This is a genomic window from Acinetobacter sp. Z1 (assembly GCF_024296945.1).
Classification (GTDB): Bacteria; Pseudomonadota; Gammaproteobacteria; order Pseudomonadales; family Moraxellaceae; genus Acinetobacter; species Acinetobacter beijerinckii.
In genome coordinates this window covers 1,648,087-1,666,012 of record NZ_CP101115.1, presented here as the reverse complement: position 1 = coordinate 1,666,012, position 17,926 = coordinate 1,648,087, and the positions used below count along the sequence as shown (strand labels likewise).

General features: G+C 35.0%; 22 protein-coding genes and 1 pseudogene. 14 read left to right on the top strand and 9 right to left on the bottom strand.

Features of this window, described 5'->3' with window-relative positions; genetic code table 11:
• Positions 1-76 precede the first annotated feature (76 nt).
• The 3 genes from ftsY to NGC85_RS07755 form a co-directional block, all read right to left on the bottom strand.
• Positions 77-1,198, bottom strand: coding sequence for a signal recognition particle-docking protein FtsY (ftsY, locus tag NGC85_RS07765; RefSeq protein WP_254805436.1), 1,122 nt, complete (start codon positions 1,196-1,198; stop codon positions 77-79).
• A 117-nt stretch (positions 1,199-1,315) separates the two neighbouring features.
• A complete protein-coding gene (locus tag NGC85_RS07760) occupies positions 1,316-1,645 on the bottom strand; it encodes a hypothetical protein (protein ID WP_254805435.1) in 330 nt (109 codons plus the stop codon).
• A gap of 108 nt (positions 1,646-1,753) precedes the next feature.
• Positions 1,754-2,113: a hypothetical protein gene (locus NGC85_RS07755; RefSeq protein WP_005054177.1), complete on the bottom strand. Its 360-nt coding sequence runs from the start codon at positions 2,111-2,113 to the stop codon at positions 1,754-1,756.
• A 226-nt stretch (positions 2,114-2,339) separates the two neighbouring features.
• Between NGC85_RS07755 and NGC85_RS07750 the strand changes: the two genes are divergently transcribed.
• The 3 genes from NGC85_RS07750 to NGC85_RS07740 all read left to right on the top strand — a co-directional run bounded on the left by NGC85_RS07750 (position 2,340) and on the right by NGC85_RS07740 (position 4,027).
• Positions 2,340-2,573, top strand: a complete 234-nt coding sequence (locus tag NGC85_RS07750; protein ID WP_005054178.1) for a hypothetical protein — start codon at positions 2,340-2,342, stop codon at positions 2,571-2,573.
• A gap of 504 nt (positions 2,574-3,077) precedes the next feature.
• On the top strand, positions 3,078-3,458 hold the full coding sequence (locus tag NGC85_RS07745; RefSeq protein ID WP_005054179.1) for a DUF2750 domain-containing protein: 381 nt from the start codon (positions 3,078-3,080) through the stop codon (positions 3,456-3,458).
• Between the two features lie 137 nt (positions 3,459-3,595).
• Positions 3,596-4,027 carry a CBS domain-containing protein gene (locus tag NGC85_RS07740; RefSeq protein WP_005054180.1) on the top strand — a complete coding sequence of 144 codons (432 nt, stop codon included), beginning with the start codon at positions 3,596-3,598 and terminating at the stop codon, positions 4,025-4,027.
• A gap of 57 nt (positions 4,028-4,084) precedes the next feature.
• Here NGC85_RS07740 and NGC85_RS07735 read toward each other — a convergent pair whose 3' ends face one another.
• The gene (locus NGC85_RS07735; protein ID WP_254805434.1) at positions 4,085-5,299 is read right to left on the bottom strand and encodes an aspartate aminotransferase family protein; all 1,215 of its coding nucleotides are present in this window, start codon (positions 5,297-5,299) and stop codon (positions 4,085-4,087) included.
• Between the two features lie 163 nt (positions 5,300-5,462).
• Between NGC85_RS07735 and grxD the strand changes: the two genes are divergently transcribed.
• On the top strand, positions 5,463-5,804 hold the full coding sequence (gene grxD / locus NGC85_RS07730) for a Grx4 family monothiol glutaredoxin (protein ID WP_005054182.1): 342 nt from the start codon (positions 5,463-5,465) through the stop codon (positions 5,802-5,804).
• Positions 5,805-5,854: 50 nt separating this feature from the next.
• On the opposite strand, the gene NGC85_RS07725 is transcribed toward grxD, so the two are convergent.
• A complete protein-coding gene (locus tag NGC85_RS07725; RefSeq protein ID WP_005059084.1) occupies positions 5,855-6,178 on the bottom strand; it encodes a hypothetical protein in 324 nt (107 codons plus the stop codon).
• Between the two features lie 79 nt (positions 6,179-6,257).
• On the opposite strand from NGC85_RS07725, the gene NGC85_RS07720 reads away from it, so the two are divergent.
• Both NGC85_RS07720 and NGC85_RS07715 read left to right on the top strand, forming a co-directional pair.
• Positions 6,258-6,689 (top strand): guanosine-3',5'-bis(diphosphate) 3'-pyrophosphohydrolase, encoded by a 432-nt coding sequence (locus NGC85_RS07720; protein ID WP_254805433.1) that lies wholly within the window; start codon positions 6,258-6,260, stop codon positions 6,687-6,689.
• Between the two features lie 51 nt (positions 6,690-6,740).
• Positions 6,741-7,664, top strand: coding sequence for a LysR family transcriptional regulator (locus tag NGC85_RS07715; RefSeq protein ID WP_005054185.1), 924 nt, complete (start codon positions 6,741-6,743; stop codon positions 7,662-7,664).
• Between the two features lie 28 nt (positions 7,665-7,692).
• Here NGC85_RS07715 and map read toward each other — a convergent pair whose 3' ends face one another.
• The gene (gene map, locus NGC85_RS07710; protein WP_254805432.1) at positions 7,693-8,487 is read right to left on the bottom strand and encodes a type I methionyl aminopeptidase; all 795 of its coding nucleotides are present in this window, start codon (positions 8,485-8,487) and stop codon (positions 7,693-7,695) included.
• A gap of 356 nt (positions 8,488-8,843) precedes the next feature.
• Between map and brnQ the strand changes: the two genes are divergently transcribed.
• Both brnQ and NGC85_RS07700 read left to right on the top strand, forming a co-directional pair.
• Positions 8,844-10,145, top strand: coding sequence for a branched-chain amino acid transport system II carrier protein (brnQ, locus tag NGC85_RS07705; RefSeq protein WP_254805431.1), 1,302 nt, complete (start codon positions 8,844-8,846; stop codon positions 10,143-10,145).
• A 361-nt stretch (positions 10,146-10,506) separates the two neighbouring features.
• Positions 10,507-10,749 (top strand): hypothetical protein, encoded by a 243-nt coding sequence (locus tag NGC85_RS07700; protein ID WP_005054188.1) that lies wholly within the window; start codon positions 10,507-10,509, stop codon positions 10,747-10,749.
• Positions 10,750-10,778: 29 nt separating this feature from the next.
• Here NGC85_RS07700 and NGC85_RS07695 read toward each other — a convergent pair whose 3' ends face one another.
• Complete coding sequence (locus tag NGC85_RS07695; protein WP_254805430.1) at positions 10,779-11,234, bottom strand: hypothetical protein; 456 nt, start codon at positions 11,232-11,234, stop codon at positions 10,779-10,781.
• 131 nt (positions 11,235-11,365) lie between these two features.
• Here NGC85_RS07695 and NGC85_RS07690 point away from each other — a divergent pair, with 131 nt between their 5' ends.
• Both NGC85_RS07690 and NGC85_RS07685 read left to right on the top strand, forming a co-directional pair.
• Complete coding sequence (locus NGC85_RS07690; protein ID WP_254805429.1) at positions 11,366-12,226, top strand: alpha/beta fold hydrolase; 861 nt, start codon at positions 11,366-11,368, stop codon at positions 12,224-12,226.
• Between the two features lie 705 nt (positions 12,227-12,931).
• Positions 12,932-13,396, top strand: coding sequence for a MarR family winged helix-turn-helix transcriptional regulator (locus NGC85_RS07685; RefSeq protein WP_005054191.1), 465 nt, complete (start codon positions 12,932-12,934; stop codon positions 13,394-13,396).
• Between the two features lie 47 nt (positions 13,397-13,443).
• On the opposite strand, the pseudogene NGC85_RS07680 reads toward NGC85_RS07685, so the two are convergent.
• A pseudogene (locus NGC85_RS07680) lies at positions 13,444-14,112 on the bottom strand (SOS response-associated peptidase family protein).
• A gap of 170 nt (positions 14,113-14,282) precedes the next feature.
• Here NGC85_RS07680 and NGC85_RS07675 point away from each other — a divergent pair.
• From NGC85_RS07675 to NGC85_RS07665, 3 genes are all read left to right on the top strand, one after another.
• Positions 14,283-14,924, top strand: a complete 642-nt coding sequence (locus tag NGC85_RS07675) for a TetR/AcrR family transcriptional regulator (protein ID WP_005059093.1) — start codon at positions 14,283-14,285, stop codon at positions 14,922-14,924.
• A gap of 113 nt (positions 14,925-15,037) precedes the next feature.
• A complete protein-coding gene (argF, locus tag NGC85_RS07670; RefSeq protein WP_254805428.1) occupies positions 15,038-15,958 on the top strand; it encodes an ornithine carbamoyltransferase in 921 nt (306 codons plus the stop codon).
• Between the two features lie 141 nt (positions 15,959-16,099).
• A complete protein-coding gene (locus tag NGC85_RS07665; RefSeq protein ID WP_005059094.1) occupies positions 16,100-16,624 on the top strand; it encodes a protein tyrosine phosphatase family protein in 525 nt (174 codons plus the stop codon).
• On the opposite strand, the gene ispF is transcribed toward NGC85_RS07665, so the two are convergent.
• A complete protein-coding gene (ispF, locus tag NGC85_RS07660; RefSeq protein ID WP_254805427.1) occupies positions 16,612-17,103 on the bottom strand; it encodes a 2-C-methyl-D-erythritol 2,4-cyclodiphosphate synthase in 492 nt (163 codons plus the stop codon). The genes NGC85_RS07665 and ispF overlap by 13 nt on opposite strands.
• Before the next feature lie 99 nt (positions 17,104-17,202).
• Here ispF and NGC85_RS07655 point away from each other — a divergent pair, with 99 nt between their 5' ends.
• On the top strand, positions 17,203-17,850 hold the full coding sequence (locus NGC85_RS07655; RefSeq protein WP_254805426.1) for a hypothetical protein: 648 nt from the start codon (positions 17,203-17,205) through the stop codon (positions 17,848-17,850).
• The last annotated feature ends 76 nt before the right edge of the window (positions 17,851-17,926 follow it).

Below are 17,926 nucleotides of genomic sequence, written 5' to 3'. Positions count from 1 at the left end.
TTTATTTTTGAAACAATACAATTTTTCTAGTCATAAAAAAACCCACATGATGTGGGGGTTTTTTAATATATATTAATCACTTATCAGTTTCAAACAATGCAGCGACAAATGATTTTGCTGAGAATGGACGTAAATCATCAATCTTTTCACCGACACCAATATAACGAATTGGCACATGGGTACGGCTTGCAATATTGAATAACACACCACCTTTGGCAGTGCCATCCAACTTCGTAATCGTAATACCCGTTAAGCCAACAGCTTCGTCGAATAATTGCACTTGGTTAATTGCATTTTGACCTGTACCCGCATCTACAATCAGCATAATTTCATGCGGAGCAGTTGCATCAATTTTTTGCATAACACGCTTAACTTTTTTGAGTTCTTCCATTAAGTTAGCTTTATTTTGTAAACGACCTGCTGTATCTGCGATTAATACATCAATTCCTTTCGCTCTAGCACTTTCAAAAGCATCAAAAATCACAGATGCACTATCAGCGCCATGTCCTTGAGCAACCACAGGAATATCATTACGATCTCCCCAAATTTGAAGTTGTTCGGTCGCTGCTGCACGGAAAGTATCGCCCGCTGCAAGCATGACTTTTTTACCTTCACCTTGTAAGCGTTTTGCTAATTTACCAATAGTAGTAGTTTTACCTACGCCATTTACACCGACCATCAAAATCACATATGGCGATTTGTTTGGATCTATATGCAAAGGTTTTACCCGTGGAGCAAGCAAGGCAACCAGCTCTTCTTGCAAAGCTTTATAAAGTGCATGTGAATAAATTAAATCGCCACGTGCAGTTCGTTCGGTCAAATTGGTAATGATTGTTTTGGTCGCATCTACACCAATATCAGCAATAAGTAATTGCTCTTCAACCTCTTCTAGAAGCTCATCATCAATTTCTTTACCGCCGATCAAAATGTTAACCATACCGTCTGTGAAACTACGACGCGTTTTAGTTAAACCATCTTTCATTCGACCAAAGAAGCCACCCGTTTTAACTTCTTCAGTAACTTGCGTTTCAACTGGCTCACTAACTGGAGTCGTAATTGGCATCTCAGTTGAGCTTTTTACCGCTGGTTCATCAATAATTGGAACATCGACTGCAGGTAAATTCGGTAATGTGACATCGTCATCACCGATGTCAGCATCTATCAAGAATTTGTTTTGCATATTCGATTGCTGTTGCATGTCGATTCCTTGAAAAAAGCAGCTTTATAAAAAGATCGCTAGTCTAGCACAATTCGATTTCTTTTTCCCGACCGAGGCAAACCATTCATTTATAAATAAAAATAAACTGACTAAAACTCACTCATCTTCTTGTGCCATTGCTGGATATTGCTTAATACCATTTGATTCAAATTGATAAGCATTGAGAAGTTTCAGATAATCCATACGATGCAACTGCATCTGTTCCAGTATATCTTTTGCCATTTTTTGTGTTCTAGGATGACTTTCTTGAGCAGAAAACTGAACAATTTTTTGATATTGAACTTTGCTAATAGGACGTTGCAACGCGGAGTAAGCAAGTATAAAAATAGACAAAATAATAATGGCGACCAAAATATTATAAAATTGGTCTAATCTGAATCCTAATTTGGATTGCATTAGTTTCTGTTTAGAAAGTATTGAAAACATGAGCTACCTCGAATTAGAAGTAGTGTATGTTTCTGATTCGCCAAGAACAAGTCCAACGTCCAATAAGTCACAATTACACAACTTATTGAACGTGAAGCTTATCTCTGATTAACTCATTATTGTGCGAACAAAAGCAAAATACAAAATGAACGCAATGATAACAAGAGTTAAAAAAATAGCGAACATCCCGACGCCACTTTCCGCATCAGCAGGATGTAAATCATCCTCATCCGCAATTCGCTGCAATTCACCATTATAAATTTCATAAAAGCGATCTTTTTGATCCGCTGGAAGATGACTTGCGAAATCGTATACCCTTTTACGTTGAGCTAGACAATAATCACCTAGGTGAATTTCTTGATGAAATATTGCTTCATCAAGTAACTTACGATGATGGTGAGCTAAAGCAATGATTTGATTTTCTGATGGTGGAACATCAAAGTTTACTCCATCGATTACATTTGACATGTTATTCTCCTTTTCTATTATTCTCATTTTGATTCTACTTAAAAATATTTGCTGTAAATGTTTAATCGTGTAAGATTTTAATTACACAACGCTACGTAATATATTTGACAATTCAAGCATTATTGTCATAATAAGTTCATAATTCGAAGTTAAAGTAGCTTAAATTCAAAGAAAAGTATCTTTGAATAGAATTTAAAGTAATCATAATTAAAATAAGGAGTTATATATGATTCAGCATTTTACACAGCATGAACTAGAGCATGTATATGCAAACGCAGTAAATACAATTCAATCTCAAAAAAACTTCCAAGATGCAGTGAAAGAATTGGAAGAAGTTGCACAAGCAGGTCACGGTAAAGCAGCATTATTTTTAGCAGAATTGTATTATCAAGGTTTTCGAGTTGAACGCGATTCACTCAAAGCACAATATTGGCAGAAGATGGCAACAATGCAAGCATAATGAAACGTCACCTAGGTGGCGTTTTTTTATACCTGTATAAAACGTATTAACATAGTTCTTTCATATTCCTGACTTGCGCTGCGCCAAAGCTTTAGTCGCTTTGTCTTACTCAGGTAGCGTTTTTTGATACCTGTATAAACAAACCGTATCAACATAGTTCTTTCATATTCCTGACTTGCGCTGCACCAAAGCTTTAGTCGCTTTGTCTTGCTCAGGTAGCGTTTTTATACCTATCAATTATTTCCTAGATTAAAAAGAAGATTAATCCTCCTTTACCACACCCTATGTATGTTATTTAAATTTATAACCTGTAATTAACTTAGAGGCTTTTTTCATATCTTGATCAATTAAACATGTAATTTCTTATATGAATGTTTTTAGTAAAATTGCCAATTTAATCACACATACAATATTTGCTTACGATTTAGATCAATTGTTTAAACATTAATGACATCTAAAGTTCTTATAATAAATCATAATTTTTAATAATATCAGTTAACTCACATGTATCGGTTTAACCATTTTCAGCCAGTATCAAAAGAATTGATGATTAAAATCTCAATTTTAAAAACGATGATGTATTGCGGCGTACTTTGGGGTCTTTATGATCAAGGTTGGGCGATTAAGTCTGATGTTGATGGGCCAGTATTCCCTTTTTGGTTAAATGGTGTTCAAGCACATCGCTATGCAAAATCAAATTGGAAAAACTACAAACCTCGTAAAATCACGCCTAAAGACTTTCACGAGTCGTTGCTACCGACTTTAACTCGATTACAAGTTCAACCTGCTTTGTTCAATTCTTCACATCGCAAATTTAAACTTTCTACTCAGCAAATGCAGCATTTCTTTTTTATGCAGCATCAGCAGTTAGCAATCCCTGCTTAAATAGATATTTATAACAATGATGACTTTTTAGACAATCATTAAAGAAAGTTATCATTGTTCGTAAATTAGGGCTTTGCATTTAAAATAAATACAGTTAAGTTAAATGAAAATGACAATACAACACAGGTGGATAAACAATGACAATCGTTGCTCAAGTCATCAAGAATAAAGCTGTTCAATCAATTTTTACGATTTCTCCAAATGCAACTGTACTTGAAGCAATTAAAATTATGGCTGAAAAAGGTGTAGGTGCTTTGGTTGTTGCTGAAGACGAAAAAGTTGTAGGAATTTTCTCTGAACGTGATTACACACGTAAAATTGCACTGATGGAACGTTCATCAAATAACACACCTGTTTCAGATATTATGACTTCAAAAGTTATTTCTGTGAGTCTAAATAATACTGTCGAAGAATGTTTAAACTTAATGACAGATCGTCATTTACGTCATTTACCTGTACTAGAAAATGAAAAATTAGTCGGATTTATTTCAATTGGTGATTTAGTTAAAGCAGCTATGGATGATCAACGTGTTCTGATTGAGCAGCTTCAACAATATATTTCTGGTTAAATTATTATCTCGAAAAAAAGGGCAATTGATTGCCCTTTTTATTTCTCAAAGTTTAGATCACGCTTTCAAAAAATTCTGAATTGCAGCAACAAGACACTTTAATAATTCATCAGCTTGTTCATGTGTCATATTTAATGGTGGAAGTAAACGTACAACCGACCCAGCCGTCACATTGATAATTAACTGATATTCATCACGTGCAATCGCTACCAGTTCAGCACAGTCTTTAGGTAGTTGAATACCAATCATCATACCGAAACCGCGAACTTGTACATGATATTCAGCTAATTGCTCTCTCAACTGATCAACAATATATTGACCAACAGTTGCAGCGTTTTCTACTGCTTTTTCTTGCTGTAATGTATCAATCACAGTATACACAACACGTGAACCAAGCACCGTTCCGCCATAGGTTGAGCCATGACTACCTGCACCTAAAATTCCTACAGCTTTGCCTTGTGTCATGACTGCACCCACAGGAAAACCATTACCCAAACCCTTCGCAGTTGTCATAACATCGGGAATGATATTAGTATGTTGATAAGCAAAATATTTACCCGTACGCCCATTACCTGTTTGAATTTCATCAAGCATCATTAACCAATTATGTTGATTACATAGCGCGCGAACTTCTTCTAAATAGCTAAAACCTTGTGGTGCAGTATTCACCCCACCTTCGCCTTGGATCGGTTCAAGCAAGATTGCAACAATATCAGGATGATTAATCGCTGCTTCTTGAATTGCTTCAATGTCACCAAATGGAACGCGTACAAATCCATCCACCAATGGCGCAAAGCCTTCTTGAACTTTCTTATTTCCTGTCGCTGATAAGGTTGCTAGAGTACGACCATGAAACGACTGTTCCGCCACGATAATTTTTGGATTGCTAATCCCTTGTTGCGAACCAAATTTACGTGCAATTTTAATTGCTCCTTCATTTGATTCTGCACCACTGTTCGAAAAGAAAATTTCTTCCATACCTGAAACTTCTGCAAGTTTTTGCGCCGCCGCAGTTTGCCAAGGAATTTCAAATAAATTACTGGTATGGACTAATGTTGCAGCTTGCTCAGCAATTGCTTCAGCAATCACTGGATGAGCATGACCTAAACCACATACAGCAATTCCTGTTAAAGCATCTAAATATTCAGTGCCATCTGCTGTATATAAGTATGCCCCTCGTCCTCGCACAAAACTGATCGCTTGGCGACCATAGGTAGCCATAAGGTGTGATGGTTGATCAGGTTGCACTGGAGCAAGAGTAATATTAGTCATATCAAACTCAATCTATCATTAGTTGTGGTGAAAAAAGTTATATAAGCAAAAACTTGAACAGATTGAAAGCTCAAACTCACATTTATATAAGAAAAAACTTTAGCAATAGCTCAACAACGACTTTTCAGTATATAATTTGCCGAGATTAGTTGAGGATCTATCTATGACGGAACAAGCGCGTGATACAGTAGCGTTAATTCGTGATCAAATTGCGAAACACCCTGTTTTACTTTACATGAAAGGCACTCCACAATTTCCGCAATGTGGTTTTTCTGCTCGTGCAGTAGAAGCACTTAGCCAAATTGGTCGTCCATTTGCCTATGTAAATATCTTAGAAAATCAAGATATTCGTGCAACTTTACCTCAAATTGCAAACTGGCCTACGTTTCCACAGCTATGGATCAATGGCGAGCTTATTGGTGGTAGCGATATCATGCTTGAAATGTTCCAAAATGGCGAATTGAAACCATTAGTTGAACAATATAGCGCTGCTCCAGAAGCATAAGTTTAAAATAAAAGCCAATCAAATGATTGGCTTTTTTATTGAATCTAAGTTTAATCTTTACTAAATCCTATATAACGAAACAAACCCTCAACACCTAAATCAGTCTTATAAATCTGCATTGATGGATAACTCGCCTGAGTTACGGTCGCAAAAATATTCATATTCGGATCTTCATGAATTTCTTCAACGGATTGCGTTAAAACCTCATCGAAGCGATCTGCAATAAATTCAAAACCCAAATCCATCGCGATAAATATAGTATGTTCGCAAGGCTGAATATATTGTTCTTGATCCCAATCTAAAACAGCGCTGTTACAGTATGGACATGGAACATTTTGAGTTGAATCGGTGATCTCAATGAGTTGATATGACATAGTAATGATGCATAAAAAATTTGAATCATTTTAAAAGAATATGACACGCTAATCTATCTTAAATAGGAGCTTTTAGCAGATGGCAACACTTGAAATCGCGATTGCATTTGCTGCTAAGCAACATGCTGGTCAAGTTGACAAAGCCAATGCACCTTATATTTTACATCCGCTCAGGGTGATGTTGAATGTCCCTACCATTGACCATAAGATTATTGCTGTTTTACATGACATATTAGAAGACACCGAAACCACTAGTAGTGATTTGCGTAGTTTAGGCTTTCAATCCCATATCATTGAGGCAATCGAGCCTCTAACAAAACATGATGGTGAAACAAGAATCGAAGCAGCAAAACGAACGGTACAAAATTCTCTAGCACGTGTTGTTAAATTGGCAGATATCAATGACAATATGGACTTATCTCGAATTCAATCACCAACCGTTAAAGATTTCGAACGTTTGAAAGAATATCAACGAGTTCAAGACATTCTACTAATGAAAAACACCTATTAATCTTACTTAAAATGATTTTACTGGGTTTTACAAGCTGGAGTTTATAGCGTAATGCTAACGGATTTAGATGATTTTTATTGCTTTGCACTTGTTGTAGAGCATGGTGGGTTTAGTGCTGCTGAACGTGCCACTGACATTCCAAAATCAAAACTGAGCCGTCGTGTTTATAACCTCGAAGAGCAATTAGGCGTCCGTCTTATTCAACGTAGTTCACGTCACTTTGCTGTCACAGATATTGGTATGGATGTTTATCGTCATGCTCAAGTGATGATGAATGCAGCTCAAGCCGCACATGATGTCGTCAATCATTTAAGTAGCGAGCCTCGTGGTGTAATAAAAGTCAGCGTTCCAGTGGATATTGCACAAAATCAAATGGCAAAAATTCTACCTGCTTTTTTGAAAAAATATCCTGAAGTGCGTGTTCAAATGATGGTGACGAACCGTCGAGTCGATGTAATTAATGAAGGAATTGATCTTGCTTTACGAGTGCGCTCAAAACTTGATGAAGATCCAAACCTAATACTGAGACAATTTGAAGCGATTGAACAAAGACTATTTGCGAGCCAAGCATATCTAAATGAATTTGGTCATCTAAAAGATCCCGAACAACTTAACGACCACCGTATTATTAGTATGGCTGAAGATCACCTTGATCAAAACTTTTTACTTAGTGGTCCCGATCAACAACAGAAGAAAATTAAAGTTAATCCAGTGATCATGGGATCTAATCTACTCATGTTAGCTGAATTAGCAACTCAAAACTGTGGTATCGCTTTACTACCAGACAGTATTGCACAAGACTTTGTAAAATCAGGTCAATTAGTCAAAGTCTTACCAGAGTGGACTGCTCCACATGGTATTTTCCATGCTGTTTATCCATCACGAAGAGGTTTATTACCCGCGGTTCGTGTATTTATTGACTATTTAGTAGAAAAGTTAACGCTATGCTCCACAATAAAAAAGCCTGATTTCTAATCAAGCTTTTTTATTCAATTCAATTAAATTAAATTGCAGAGTAAGCACCCGTACCGTTTGGCCAAGGAGTTAATAACTCAAATCCATCGTCAGTTACAGCTACCATATGCTCCCACTGTGCAGATAGAGATTTATCTTTGGTAACAACTGTCCAACCATCACTTAATTCTTTAACATGAGGTTTGCCGGCATTCACCATTGGTTCGATTGTGAAAACCATGCCTTTCTTTAAAGTCATGCCCTGACCTTTTTGCCCATAATGCAGAATATTAGGTTGTTCATGATAAATTCGACCAATACCATGACCACAATACTCTCGAACGATACTAAAACCTTCAGCTTGAGCAACAGATTGAATTGCATAACCAATATCACCTAAAGTGGCTCCTGGTTTTACAGTACGAATACCTGCAAGCATTGCTTCATACGTTGTAATAACCAATTTTTTCGCTTCGGGCGTTGGTTCTCCTACAAAATACATCCGGCTGGTATCACCAAAATATCCATCTTTAATAACAGCAACATCAATATTTAGAATATCACCTTCTTGAAGAATCTTTTTTGATGATGGAATAGCGTGACAAACCTCTTCATTAACTGAGATACAGGTCGTTTTCGTGAAACCGTGATAACCCACATTTGCAGGAATAACTTGTAATGTATTAACAATATAATCATTACAAATGTCATCTAAGTATTCAGTTGAAATACCCGGCTTAATATAGGCTCCTATCATTTCTAAAACTTGTGCCGCCAAACGACCTGAGATACGTAATTTCTCAATATCTTCTTCAGATTTAATGGTCACAGTAGAAGCTCTCATCCGAGTTTCCTTATTCAACAGTAAAAAATTAATTTCTAAATGCAGATCAATTGCTTGTGTTGCAATTGTTAAGTCAATACTTTTACGCCTTCGTACGAAATTCTTCAATCACTTTAAGACTAAAAGATATTTATTATTTTACATTTAATTTCAATTCTTAGCACAACTACAAACTGCTGACCTCGTATTTTTAAAGTTTTAATAGCATTTCAACCAATTAAATTTACCATTGTTAATTATATGATTTTAATAAGTTCTTTTTAGTCAAAAATGAATCAAATTCACATAAAATTAGTTTCAAATGAATGCAATTTTGGTCTAGAATTCGCACTTTTATTTTATTCCTCCCTCTTTTTATGAACCATCTTCGTACAGGAGATATTATTGCTCTTGGTTTTATGACCTTTGCTCTTTTCATAGGCGCAGGCAATATTATTTTCCCACCAATTGTTGCTCAACAAGCTGGTGAACACGTATGGCTCGCTGCTTTTGGATTTCTCATCACCGCAGTTGGCTTACCTGTGATTACCATTATGGCTTTGTCTCGCATGCAAGGCTCTATTGAAGTCATTAGTTCACCTTTAGGACGATTTTTTAGTTTACTGCTTACTATCGTCTGCTATTTATCAGTAGGTCCACTATTTGCAACACCAAGAACGGCAACCGTTTCTTATGAAATAGGATTTGCACCCTACTTTGGTACATCTAGTAGCAGCCTTTTTATTTACAGTGTGATTTACTTTGTCTTAGTGACAGCAGTTTCTCTATATCCAAACAAACTTTTAGACACTGTTGGTCATGTCTTAGCGCCGTTGAAAATTATTGCATTAGCGATTTTAGGCATCGCAGCAATTTTAATTCCAACTGGTTATATTTCACCGCCAGTACATAAGTATGTGACAAGTCCAGTCTCTGAAGGTTTTGTAAATGGTTATTTAACCATGGATACTTTAGGTGCTTTGGTTTTTGGTATTGTGATTATTCAAGCCATTCAATCTCGCGGTGTTACAGACTCAAAACTCATTACCAAGTATGCAATTATCGCAAGCTTAATTGCGGGTGTCGGATTGACTCTTGTTTATATCAGTTTATTTAAACTGGGTTTAGGTAGCCATGAAGTTGCTGCAAATGCGGATAATGGTGCAGTTATTCTACATGCATATGTACAACACGCTTTCGGCGATCTAGGCTCTTTGTTTTTAACAGGTTTGATTTTTCTAGCATGTATGGTGACAGCAATTGGCTTAACGTGCGCTTGTGCAGAATATTTTACAGAGCTCACTGGTCTACCGTATAAATTATTGGTTTTCATTCTTATTGGTTTCTCATTAATCATTTCTAACCTTGGATTAACCAAATTAATTGCTTTTTCTGTACCTGTTTTAAGTGCAATTTACCCTCCAGCGATTGTGGTTATCATGCTGAGTTTCTTTTGGAAACACTGGAATAAACCATCTATTATCGTCAGTTCAGTTACCAGTATCGCATTTCTATTTGGGATAATTGAAGCAATTAAAGCCGCGGGATTTAGCAATAAACTACCTAGTTTCATCAATCATTTGCCATTGAATGAACAAAATCTAGCATGGTTACTCCCATCAATGATTGTTCTTGTTATTGCGATCATCATTGATCGATTGATCGTTATTAAAAATTAAAATGATTTGTCGTTAAAATCGTGTTTTACCCAAACATTATTTTAGCTATACAAAAAATGTTGTTTTATCAAATCTGCATTTTTTGTTTACGACAAATCTTTTTATCAAGCAATCAGCACGCACATTTCTCAAATTGATAAGTTTTTCAAAATGTAAAAATAACCATAAATATTTTACAAATAAATAGTATAAATACATATAGAAAATATTCAAACATCAAAGAAATCAATACATTCATAAATTTATTTAAAAAATAGTCAGATTAGCTCTTGTAATACCTAAAAATTAGCAGTACAACTTTAATATTAATTCCGACAAAAACGATTTGATTTTTGTCACTACGACACAAGGAGGGATGGAGATGTTATCAATACATTTCAATAAGCAAGTCTTCATTAATTCTCTGAAGGCTAATGATTCAATGGTATATGCAATCACCACAATTGCACTAATGGCAACACTGTTGCTACAAGGTACAATTAAGGGCAATTTAAAGCCTGAATATTTTGTATATGCTTTAGTTGTCTCAGTCGCCTTTTGTACGTGGGGGATTATCGATCGAAAATTTCGAAAGATGAGCGCTGAGCGCCAAAAGAATTTTTAAATAAAAAAAGGATGAGCAATCATCCTTTTTTAATGCATAAATTTAACTATTGTTCCTACCACTAAAACTGCTGTTGCACCTAATTCCACGATAATAAGAATTAACATAATCAATGTCATACACCATGTTGGTAATGTCCATTTGCCGAGTTGATGAGGCTGCTTAAATTGATTATTAGTATCTTTTAAAAAACCATGAATAATGTAGGTAAAAATCGACATCGAGAAAAAAAACAAATTAGCAATCACACAGAATAAAGCCAAAGTATCCATTAATACTGTAAAAAAACTCAGCGCAGCTAAAATCAGACTTGCAGCCGCGTAAAGTAAACTACTTCGATGAGCAATATCTACGTAGTAATGAGCTCTCGCCTGCGTGTTTTTTCTAATCTCATAATACTTCCAAACGCCTGTTAACATTCCCACCCAAAGAAATATACCGCTAAATACTATAGCTAACTGTGTCGCTTGAGTTAAATAGATCATCCCTATCTCATAAATTTTCATTTTAAAAACGTTATCTTACCTAAAATTTGACTTCAAAGTCATTCTTTAATCAAGTTTCTTTTTGGAACTTATGTACAGTAGAACAAAGCATCTCAAATGAGTATTTAATAATGAACAGCTTTGAATCATTTTGGATAAGTTGTAAAGATGGTTATCAACTTGCTGCACAATATTATTCCGCACCTTTACAAGAAGATAAGCCTTATCCAATTCTTATTTGTCCAGCAACAGGAATCACGAAGACATTTTATAATTCATTTGCCGAATGGTTGAATCAGCTAGGCTATGCTGTTCTGAGCTTTGATTTTAGAGGTATTGGACAGTCTCTACATGGTAAACTAAAAGATTCTAATGCAAGCATCAATGATTGGGGGTTATTAGATATCCCAGCCGCAACTGAAAGCTTAATTAACATCACGCGTGCTGAAAAAGTGATTATTATCGGTCACAGTGCAGGTGGACAATTATTAGGAATTAATCCCAATTATCACAAAGTTGCAAAAGTATTGGCGATTGCAGGTTCGACTGGACATGTAAAAGGCTTAAAGGGCAAAACAAAATTACTTGCCCCAGTTATGTTTAATGTCATTTTTCCAGTTTCAAGTTTTTTAAAAGGCTATGGTGCAACTCAGTTCATTGGTATGGGTGAAAATCTACCAAAGAATGTCGCAAAACAATGGGTTGAGTTTTGTAGTCAACCTGGCTATGTAATGAATGCAATCGGTAAAAGTATTTTTCATGATTTTCATAATGAAATTCAATGTCCAATTACTTCGTTCTGGGCGACTGATGATGAGATTGCGACACAAGCAAATGTAAAAGATCTTTTAAGACTCTATCCAAATGCGCAAACAAACTTTATTGAATTAAATCCAAAACAATATGGCTATCAAAAAATTGGTCATATGTTGATGTTTAAAAAATCACATCAAAAACTCTGGCCAGTTTTAGCAAAAGAATTGCAAGTATAATCTCTCTTACGAGTAACCAACTTTCCGTTTTAACGCATCTAAATCTGTAATCCTGTTTAGATGCGTCTTTTTAAATTTATCCCCAACATTCATGATTAGTGATATCAGAAAAATCAATAAATTGATAATCTTATCTAAATAGCTCCCCTTTTTTGTTATTTAAACTACATTTGTACTCTTACAAACAGCGCCAAAAATATAAAAATACAGAAAAAATGTGATAAAGAATGTATTTATTCATCCTTATTAACTATAAAAATATGCTATTTTTTAACCAACCGATAAATCCAAACAATTGTATTATTTATCTTATTGACTCTTATTTATTTTATAAATATATTGATTTCGTATTTTTATGACATTTAAGACAGAACTTTTTATCAAAAAAGTCACGTCATATTTTGTATTTATTTTCTACAATACGATTGTTCTACAAATACGTTAGAATGCAAAATTGAAGATAGACTCTTGGGGTTAAATGAATAACTAAAATCATCATTATTAACATTTTTAAATGGACTTATGATGTTTTCAATTATTCAAAATATATTTAGTCTAAAAGCAATTTTTAAGAAGATTTGCTATAAAGAGATTGCTGGAAAATTCAAGTTTCTAATTTTCTAGCAATAAACTGTTTGTAGTCATTTCATAGGATCTGAGAGTTGTTTTTTGCAACTCCGTGCAACAAGCATAGGAAATAAGTAAATGCCTAAAAAATATGCGCGTTTTTTACCTACAGCCGAATCATTTAACTTAGAAGACTTCCCATATTACTGGATTTCTCAAGTAAATGCTCAGTACGTTCAAAACATCGATAACGTGCTAAAAAAATATGGTTTAGACAATTCTCGCCGTCGTATTTTAATTGCTTTGAATGTAAAACCCCATGCAAGTGTTTCTGAACTCTCAGACATGGTCATTTCAAAAATGTCGACTACAACTAAAATTGTTTATCGTTTAAAAGACGAAGGATATATTGAAACCTATTCATGTAAAGAAGATGGTCGTATTACTCGCGTTTTTCTTACCGACAAAGGTACAGAAATGATTACCAAAATCAACGATCTTACTTCTGTCATTTTAGAGCAATCATTTGATGGCTTGACCCCTTTGCAAATTGAAAAAACCATGGAAATTTTACGACATATGTTTAAAAACTTAGCGCGTTAATTTCAGTTGAAAATGCTCCAAAAAATGGAGCTTTTTCATATAAACTTTCAAAAATCATCAAAGATATTTAATTGTGGTGTATCTTTTTTTAATTTGATTTTCGGTATATGCGAACATTCATATTCGTCCACAGGAAAACCTTGCATAAATTTTTTCAACTGTTCAGGTTGACTTATACTGAGCCATTCATCTAAACGGTCATGTGGAATAATTACAACAGATCACTTCACATCGCCAGGTTCATGGAAATCTTTCATCATTACATGATCAATTGCATCGAGTGTTAGCATTGCAGCAGAACGAATAATTTGATTATCTAGTTTTCTAATTTCATATAGCGCAGCGATATAAAAAGCATGCTGATCTTGTCTTCTCACTCCCCATCTTTGTGGTTTAAGATCAATATATTTACTCTCATAAAACTCAGAAACTGGAATAACACCAAATTTACATTTATAAGCTGCTTCTTGAAAACTTGGTTTCTGAAAAATAGTTTCATGCCTAGCATTGTAAGTATGTTTGGCAATACTCGTATCTTCCGCCCATTTAGGGATTAGACCAAAAACTACTTCACGCCACTCTAAGCCAAATTCAGATTTAAATAACAGCGGTGCTTTATAACCAGGATATATTTCATCCACATATTCAAACGGAATATCTGGTAGTCCAAGTTGTTTCACTTGCTCACTCGTGATTGGTTTGAAATTGGCACACATGTATGATTTAACTTTTATCTTCAGAAAAAGACGATTGAACATAAGTTTAACAACCTACGCTCAATAAATAAAACATGTAAGCTTTCTGCTACATTCAATGCACTTTATAGCCATACAAAATATATGGTTTTTGCTATAATAAATCATTACCAACACACCAATTGAATGTAATGACTGATATTTGTTATCCATCCTGTGAACAACCCATAACCCGTCGTGGTCAAGAAAGAAGACTTGCACTATTACTCTGTGCAACTGACTTGTTTCTTGAGAAAGGTTATGATGCTGTTTCACTAGACGATATTGTCAATCATGCTGGTGGTTCCAAGACTTCAATTTACAAATATTTTGGAAATAAAGAAGGTTTATTTACAGCGATTTGTGATTATCGAAGAGAGGTCTTTTTTAATGGTGTGTGCGTACCCTATGATCCTGAGTCTGTGAGTTTAAAACATTATTTAAGCAATACACTTCAACGTTTTTATCAACACATTATCAAAGCAGATAATATTGCATTCATGCGCATGTTTACTGAACAAACCCAAAAAGATGTTCAGTTAGCAAATTATTTTTACGATAAATGTGCTTTGAATATTCAAAACACCATTTCATCTGCGCTTGAGCAAGCACATGTAAATAATCAAATTTTTTGCACTCAGCCGCTTTTTTCTGCCACCATGTATTTTGGAATATTAAGGGATGTTGAATGGCGCATTCTGATGGGACTTAACGTTTGTGAGAATGATAAAGAAGTATATGATTATATTGATTATTGCGTAGAGTTGTTTTTAAAAGCTCATCAAAAAGTCTAATTCTTTTGCATTTTCTTAGTCGTGTAGTATAGTACTCAATTCGTTTTTTCTTCACCACCCATTATACAGCAGTTAATTATTGTTTTTATTCAATAATTATTGTGGGAGTAATTATGGCGCTTCGTCATTTCCTAACTTTACGTGACCTTTCATCTCTAGAATTGCAACGCATTCTTGACCGAGCTCAAGAACTTAAACGTATGCAACATAGCAATACGGTATATCAACCTTTTGTTGGTAAAGTCTTAGGAATGATCTTTGAAAAATCGAGTACCCGTACTCGTATTTCTTTTGAAGCTGGGATTTGTCAATTTGGTGGTAGTGCTATTTTTTTATCACCACGTGACACTCAATTAGGTCGTGGCGAACCCATCGAAGATTCAGCACGAGTTATATCAAGTATGCTAGATATAGTCATGATTCGTACCTTTGGTCACGACATCGTTGAACGTTTTGCATCTTACTCAAAAGTTCCGCTTATTAATGGCCTTACAGACGATCATCATCCTTGCCAACTACTTGCAGACCTACAAACATTCCAAGAACATCGTGGCAGTATTGCGGGTAAGACGGTTGCGTGGATTGGTGACGGCAACAATATGTGTAATTCATATATTGAAGCAGCTCATATGATGGGTTTTAAACTTAAAATTGGCTCTCCTGAAGGTTATGAGCCTAAACCTGAATTTTTAGCTGAGTTTGCTGATTGTGTTGAAGTCTTCAATAATGCTGAAGATGCAGCTGTTAATGCTGATCTAATTGTCACTGATGTCTGGGCAAGCATGGGACAAGAAGAAGAACAGAAATTACGTGAAAAAGCTTTTGCAGATTTCCAAGTCAATGAAAAATTAATGGATTTAGCACATCCTGATTGTCTATTTATGCATTGTTTACCTGCACATCGTGGTGAAGAAATTTCTGAAAACATGCTTGACCACAAAAATGCTGTCGTATGGGATGAAGCTGAAAATCGTCTGCATGCACAGAAAGCATTGATGGAATTTCTACTCAATGAAAATATGAAAAAAGATTAATCTATATCAACAGCATCTTCGGATGCTGTTTTTTTACCTCTTATAAATTGAACGCTTTAATAAAAACACTTATAGTAAGTTAAGCCTTTTAGAATAAGTTTCTCACTATACGAGAACCTCACTCATTGAACAGCGGACGTTATGACTACACTTGAACAAGTTTTATCTCAAATACCAAGCTTTTCTTTAGTACATGAACATTTGTTTAGTTCAGCCCAACCAAATGCTGAGCAGTTAAAACAGATTAAAGAATATGGTTGCAGTACTGTTATTAACTTAGCGACTAGTAAATCGGAAAACTATTTAAATAACCAAGATCAAATTTGTTTAGATTTAGGATTAAATTACATTCATATCCCGATAGATTGGGATGTTCCATGTTCTGAACAGTGTTTATTGGTTTTAGATTTAATTGATCATATTGTTCAAAATGAAATTGTTTGGTTACATTGTGCTAAAAACATGCGTGTTAGTAGTTTGATGTATTTATATCGACAGTTTTATATGAATATTGATATGCCAACCGCCCAAGAAATTTTACATCAAATTTGGGAACCGAATGAGACTTGGACTGGTTTAATTCACAGCATTACTTTACAACTTCAAGGTCGCAAAGCAACGCAAGAATTACAATTATCGCTTATAAATGCCGATCATTTTGCATGATGAGAGATTAAAACCGTCGCTGTTGCCAAGATACCTTCTTGACGACCAGTAAAACCTAATTTTTCTGTCGTTGTCGCTTTGATACTGATTTGAGTGACATCAACATCTAGAACATCAGCAATACTTTGACGCATTTCTAGATTATGTTTAGCAAGTTTAGGACGCTCACAAGCTACGGTAATATCGGCATTATTCAGTTGATAACCTCGATCTATAATAAGCTGATATACATGTTTAAGTAATAGACGACTATCTGCACCTTTATATTCTGGGTCAGTATCGGGGAAATGTTGTCCAATATCCCCCAACGCGAGCGCACCAAGCAATGCATCACACAATGCATGCAACACTACATCACCGTCTGAATGTGCTTTGAGACCTTGTGTGTGAGGAATTTGAACACCTGCTAAAGTAACAAAATTTCCTTCTTCAAAAGCATGTACATCGATCCCTTGTCCAATACGAATTTGAGCAACCATATAATTTTTCCTTTTACAATATACTGAACAAATCTTGTATTCTGGCTTTCAATTTCGCTATAGTACGTTGAGCAAATTTGACTGAAAGTATAAGTGATTATGCTGTTTAACACTGTAAAAAATCAATTAAAGAAATCTAGTTACATCATTACATTGGGTTGTATTTGCTCAACATTTACCTACGCAGAATCTATTGACTGTGTAAGTAACAATGTTGATCTAAATAAAATATGCTCAAAACAATATAGTGAACAACGCCAGAAGTTGAACACTAAGTTTTTAACAGCCTATCTTGTGACAGATGCGCCTACACAATTACTGCATGACACTCAAAAGCTTTGGATAAAACAAATTTCACAATGCAAAAGTAAAGCATGTTTTCAGCAGCAATTTGATGTTCGTTTAGATGATTTAAACTTTTATACATCCATGAATCAAACATTGACCCAACATTATTTAAAATATGAACAAGGAAAAATTGCGAAACAGCCTGTTCATTTAAAAATCCATCAACTTGATAAAGATAAGCTCAAGATTGAAGGTGTGGCATATCGCAATCCAAACAATCGCTTGGAAACACAGATACTCTCATTACTTGCTTATAGTACGCCCGATCAAAAGAATCAAATCGTAGATAACGAAAAAAAATGCCAATATCAATTTGACTATCAAAAGGCATTATTAATCGTTAAAAGCGAACAGAAAGGTTGTGATCGTTTTACAGGTATTTATCGTTTGTATGATTAAACTTAGTGGCTCGTGAATGGCTAAAACCATCAAAAAGGTTTCCAGCCAGTAGGAATAAGGGAAACCACTAAGGAGA